This is a genomic window from Micromonospora sp. NPDC047753 (genome assembly GCF_040642735.1).
Taxonomy (GTDB): Bacteria; Actinomycetota; Actinomycetes; order Mycobacteriales; family Micromonosporaceae; genus Micromonospora.
This window is the reverse complement of sequence record NZ_JBEYSL010000453.1, coordinates 1-5,466: the sequence shown is the minus strand read 5'-3', so window position 1 is coordinate 5,466 and position 5,466 is coordinate 1. Positions and strand designations below refer to the sequence as shown.

General features: G+C 73.0%; 4 protein-coding genes and 1 pseudogene. 3 read left to right on the top strand and 2 right to left on the bottom strand.

The window, feature by feature from the left end:
* The coding region (locus tag ABZ749_RS28260) for a family 10 glycosylhydrolase (protein WP_357233133.1) at positions 1–850 on the bottom strand (850 nt) is incomplete at its 3' end.
* A 331-nt stretch (positions 851–1,181) separates the two neighbouring features.
* Complete coding sequence (locus tag ABZ749_RS28255; protein WP_357233131.1) at positions 1,182–2,222, bottom strand: phosphatase domain-containing protein; 1,041 nt, start codon at positions 2,220–2,222, stop codon at positions 1,182–1,184.
* Positions 2,223–2,395: 173 nt separating this feature from the next.
* Between ABZ749_RS28255 and ABZ749_RS28250 the strand changes: the two genes are divergently transcribed.
* The 3 genes and pseudogenes from ABZ749_RS28250 to ABZ749_RS28240 all read left to right on the top strand — a co-directional run.
* On the top strand, positions 2,396–4,051 hold the full coding sequence (locus tag ABZ749_RS28250) for a hypothetical protein (protein WP_357233129.1): 1,656 nt from the start codon (positions 2,396–2,398) through the stop codon (positions 4,049–4,051).
* Between the two features lie 65 nt (positions 4,052–4,116).
* Positions 4,117–4,914, top strand: a complete 798-nt coding sequence (gene yaaA, locus ABZ749_RS28245) for a peroxide stress protein YaaA (protein WP_357233127.1) — start codon at positions 4,117–4,119, stop codon at positions 4,912–4,914.
* A gap of 106 nt (positions 4,915–5,020) precedes the next feature.
* A pseudogene (locus tag ABZ749_RS28240) lies at positions 5,021–5,466 on the top strand (hypothetical protein); the annotation flags it as partial.

Here is a 5,466-nt window from a genome sequence, read left to right as displayed (position 1 = left end):
GACCGGGCACCTCGATCCAGGCGGGCGGGTCGGCGTACGCGGCCCGCGTGCCGGTGGACTGGCTGAAGTCGATCCAACCCTGCTTCACCCACCGTCGGGTGTCGGCGTAGATCGCGTCGTACGACTGGAGGCCGGTGGTGCGCGAGCCGAGCGGGTCGGTGCCGGCGTTGCGCCAGATGCCGAACGGGCTCACGCCGAGCTTCACCCACGGCTTCGCCGCCCGGATCTTGGCACTCATCTCCTGCACCAGCAGGTTGACGTTGTTGCGCCGCCAGTCGGCGATGGTGCTGAAGCCGGCACCGTACTGGGCGTACGTGGCCTGGTCGGGGAAGCCCCCACCGCTGCCCGGGTACGGGTAGAAGTAGTCGTCCCAGTGCACCGCGTCGATGTCGTAGCGGCTGACGGCGTCCATCATCGCGGTCTGCACGAAGGCCCGGACGGCGGGGATGCCGGGGTTGTAGTAGAGCTGGCCGTTGTAGGCGACCGCCCAGCCCGGGTTCGTGCGGGCCGGGTGGCTGGCGGCCAGCTTGGTCAGGTCGGTGTGGGTCGCGACCCGGTACGGGTTGAACCAGGCGTGGAACTCCAGGTTGCGGGCGTGCGCCTCGGCCACCATGAAGGCCATCGGGTCGTAGCCGGGATTGCCTCCCTGGGTTCCGGTGAGCCACTGCGACCACGGCTCGTGCGTCGACGGCCAGAAGGCGTCGGCGGCGGGACGGACCTGCACGACGACGGCGTTCATCCGACGCTGCTGGGCCAGGTCGAGCCAACCCCGGTACTCCGCCTGTTGGGCGGCGGCGGTGAGGCCGGTGCGGCTGGGCCAGTCGATGTTGGCCACGCTGGCGATCCACATGCCCCGGAACTGCCGTTTCGGGGTGGCCGGATCTGTCACGCAGGCTGCCTGGGCGGCCACCGGCACGGTGCCATGCGGCGTGGTCGGGGAGGGAGGTACGGCCGTGGGGAGGGCCGCGCCGAGCGTCAGCGCCGCTACCAGCGCCAGCCCGGGAAGGGATCGATGAAAGTCGACACGCACGAAAGTATGTTCAGTGCTGCGGGACCGCCACGCAAGTATTCTTCACAGCTTTCACTCTGCGGAGTCAGCCGCTGACCGTTCAGGACGGGCACGCCCACGGCCGGTCCTGGCGCGAGGCGCCGTCGGAGGCGTCGGCGTCGGCGTCGGCGGATCAGACCAGGCCGGCGTCGCGGAGCAGTTGCCAGAGGCCGGCGCCGTCCGGGGCGGACAGCCACTTCTGCCCCACCGGCCCCGACGACGGGCGACCGGCGGGGGCGGGCAGGGTGCCGGCCAGGACCGACTGGGTCGGGGAGAGGCGGCGGATCGCCACCCCGGCGACGTTCTCCGGGTGGGCGGCGGCGAACTCCCGGTAGATCTCCTGGTCGTGCTGGCCATCGTCGCCGACGAGCAGCCAGCGCACGTCGGGGAACTCCTTTGCCAGCCGGGCCAGGGTGGACCGCTTGTGTTCCATGCCGCTGCGGAACCAGCGGTCGGCGGTCGGGCCCCAGTCGGTGAGCAGCAGCGGCCCGGCCGGGTAGAGGTGGCGGGACAGGAAGCGGGTCAGGGTCGGGGCCACGTTCCAGGCGCCGGTGGAGAGGTAGAAGACCGGTGCGCCGGGGTGCGAGGTGACCAGCCGCTCGTAGAGCACCGCCATGCCGGGCACCGCGTTGCGGGCGTGCTCGTCGAGCACGAACGTGTTCCATGCGGCGAGCAGCGGCCGGGGCAGTGCGGTCACCATCACCGTGTCATCGATGTCGGAGATGATGCCGAACTTGACCTCCGGGTCGAGGATGCGCACCGGGGCGTCGACCGGCTCGGCGTCCGGGACGCTGAGCCGGACCGTACCCCAACCGGGCGGCAGGTCCGCCTCGACCAGCGTGTCGACGAAGCCGCTGCGGTCGGCCCGCGTCTCGTGTCGCACCCCGCCGGCCTCGATGGTCACCGTGACGTGCTTGTTGGGCAACGTCGTGAAGCTGCGCCAGCCGCGGACCTTGTCGAGCCGACCCCGCTGACGGGTGTCCGGACGGCCCAGCAGCACCCGACACATCACCCGCACCCAACCCGGCGCGCCGTAGCCGGTGTACGCGACGATGTTGACCCGCCAGCCGGTGCGCCGCAGCCGGCGCTCGACGAGCTGGTGCACGGCATCCTCGATCCGCGCGGCCCGGTGCAGGTTCGGAACGGCCAGTTGGCCGGCGGGAGTGGGTGGCACGGGCCAACCCTGCCACACGTCGACAGCCACGGCCACGCGAGCCAACCCGGGCCGCGCCGAGCCGGCCCGGTCACCGGGTGGCCGACCCGGCCCCACCGGGCTGCGCCGATCGGCCTCGGCGGCCCGGCCGAACGTGAAACACTCCGGTCGGGACGACGACGGGGGCGTTGGTCGTGTCGCATCCAGAGCAGCACCGTGGGCGATGGCGCCCGCGACTCGATCGACCGGCGCTCGCCGCGCTGCTGTTCGGGCTCGCCGGTGTCGTCTACCGGCTGGTCCTGACGCTGTTCACGGTGCCGGTGTCGAACAGCGACGAGGCGACGTTCGGTCTCGCCGCGCTGCACATCGGGCAGGGCCGGGAACGCCCGGTCTTCCTCTACGGCCAGCACTACATGGGGATGTTGGAGTCATACCTGGCCGCTCCCCTGGTGGCGGTGGCCGGGCCGAGCTGGCCGGTGCTGCGCCTGCCGATGCTCGCGCTGTACGCGGTCTTCCTCTACCTGATCCACCGGTTGACCCGCCGCCTCTGCACCCCGTGGTTCGCCGCCTTCGTGGTCGGTCTGCTCGCGCTCGGGCCGGAGCGGGTGGTGCGCGACCAGCTCACCGTCGTCGGCGGGCGTCCGGAGGTGAAGCCGGCGGTGCTGCTGATGCTGCTGATCACCGTGGGGCTGGCCGCCGGCACGGTCCACCGCCGACGGTTGGCGATAGGCCTGTTCGGGCTGCTCGTCGGGCTGGCCGTCTGGTCGGACTGGCTGATCCTGCCGTACCTCGCTGTCGCCGGGTTGGCCCTGGTCTGGGCGGTACGGCGGGAGCTGCTCGGCTGGTCCGGTCTGCTGCTGGTGGCGGGGGTGGTCGTCGGCGTCGCCCCGATGATCATCGACAACCTGCGGGCCGGGCCCGGTGACGACTCGCTGTCGGTGTTCCGGCAGGTCAGCACCAAGGTCGGCCCGCAGCCGCCGTGGTCCGACCGGATCCGGGGCGGCTTGCTGGAGGGCGTGCCGTTGGCGCATGGGCTCTGCCCGGTGGACGGTTGCGGACGCTGGCAGCAGTGGTTCGGTGTGTTGTACCCGGTGCTGCTGCTGGCCGCCGCGGCACTCGCTGTGCTCGCGTACCGGCGCGCCGCCGGGGCCCCGCGTGCGGAGCGGGTCGGACGCGGGGCCGGCGGGCTACGTGGGGCTCGGGTCGGGCCGGTCGTGCAGCTCGCGCTGGTCGTCGGCGCGGCGTTGACACTGCTGTCGTACGTGCGCAGTCCGCTCGCCGCGACCAGCCCGCTGGACAACGCCCGCTACCTGTCGGTGCTGCAACTGTCGTTGCCGGCGGTGCTCTGGCCGCTCTGGGTGGCGGCGTTGACCGCCTGGCGGGGCACCAGCAGCGTGCTGGGACGATTCACCGGCGCGCTGTCCGCCGCGGTGCTGGCCGCGCTGACAGTGACCACCCTGGTGATCACCGTGCTGTTCGCGGCCACCGGCACCGCGGCGTCGCGGACCGAGGAACGCCAGGCCCGGGAGCTGGCCGCCGCGCTGCGCGCCGACGGACCCCATGAGGTGTACGGGGACTACTGGACCTGCAACCGGTTGATCTTCAACACGGATGAGTCGGTGGTCTGCGGGGTGCTCGACGGGAACCTGTCACCGGGGCAGAACCGCTACCGACCGTACTGGCGGCAGGTGGGGCGGGCCGAGCGGCCGGGCTACGTGGTGGAGATCGACTCACCGATGGACCGGCGGTTGCGGAGGCTGCTCGCCGACCGGGCCGACGCCGCGCCGGTGCGGGAGGTCGGCGGCTATCGCGTGTACCACCCCGACACCCCGGTGCGGCCCTGGCGGTAGGGGCTGGTCGTACGCTGGCCGGGCCGGCGCGTGGGGCGCCGCCGTTTCGCCCGTCGAGGAGACCCATGCTCATCCTGTTGCCGCCCTCGGAGGGAAAGGCCGACGCCGGCACCGGACGGCGTTGGACCCCGGACCGGCTCTCGCTGCCGGAGCTGAACCCGGCCCGCGAGCGGGTGCTGGACGCCCTGGTGGCGCTGAGCGCCGGGCCGGACGAGGAGGCCGCGCGGGCGGCGCTCGGCCTCAGCGAGGGCCAGCGGGGCGAACTGCGGCGCAACGCGAGACTGCGGGAGGCGGCCACCGCGCCGGCCGGGCGGCTCTACACCGGGGTGCTCTACGAGGCGTTGGACCTGGCCTCGTTGCCGGCCACGGCGCAGCGGGCGGCCCGCCGGTCGATCCTGATCAGCTCCGCGCTGTGGGGCGCGGTCCGACTGGCCGACCGGATTCCGCCGTACCGCTGCCCGATCGGCGCCCGCCTGCCCGACGTCGGGGCGCTGTCGACGTACTGGCGCAGGGAGCTGACGCCGACGGTGGACGGCGCCGCCGGGCGCGGCCCGGTGCTGGACCTGCGCTCCGGCGCGTACGCGGCCACCTGGACGCCGCGCGGTGAGCTGGCCGAGCGCACTGTCACAGTGCGGGTGCTGCACGAACGGGAGGTCGACGGCGTGCCGGTCCGCTCGGTGGTCAGCCACTTCAACAAGGCGACCAAGGGGCGGCTGGTCCGGGACCTGCTCGTCGCCGGCGCCCGGCCGCGCACGCCTGCGGAGCTGGTCGGCACGCTGCGGGAGCTGAAGCACACAGTGGTGGAGCAGCCCGCCGCTCCCGGGCGGATGCGGCAGGTGGATCTGGTGGTCACCGACCTCTAGCGGCACCGCAGCCGCAAGATTTGCTCAAGGCTGGGCCGGAGGAGTTCCGTAACGGCGTGCCAGGGGCCACGGTAGGGCAACCCAGACTCCGACAAGGGAGCCTCCGTTGACCCACGAACCCGCCCTGCTCGACCGACCGCACACCCCGACCACCCCGTCCCCGTTGGGCTGGCTGACCCTGGGCGACGCGTTCGAGGCTGCCTGCCTGCTGCGCTGCACACCGCCACCGACCGCCGCCCGGCCCAGCGCGGTCCGGGCCGAGCACACCGCCGGGGTGGAGTTCAACCGGGAGGACGCCGCGCAGCGGATGCGGCAACTGCTCAACCGGCTGGACATCCCGGTCACCCACGAGGTGGCCGTCGGCGGCCTGCGTCGCCGCTACGAGCTGCACCGGCTGTGGGTGCCCCGGGAGCACCAGGGCGCGTACACCCGGATGTTGGACGCGGGCTGGTGGCAGGGGCCACGTCGACGCGACGCTCGGTCTGGCCGGGCATGCGGAGGCGGTGCTCGAGGCGCATCCGGAGACGGTCCTGATCGGGCTCGACCGGGACA

Coding starts and splice junctions, on each gene's coding strand:
- yaaA (WP_357233127.1), top strand. CDS start 4,117: ATGCTCATCCTGTTGCCGCCCTCGGAGGGAAAGGCCGACGCCGGCACC.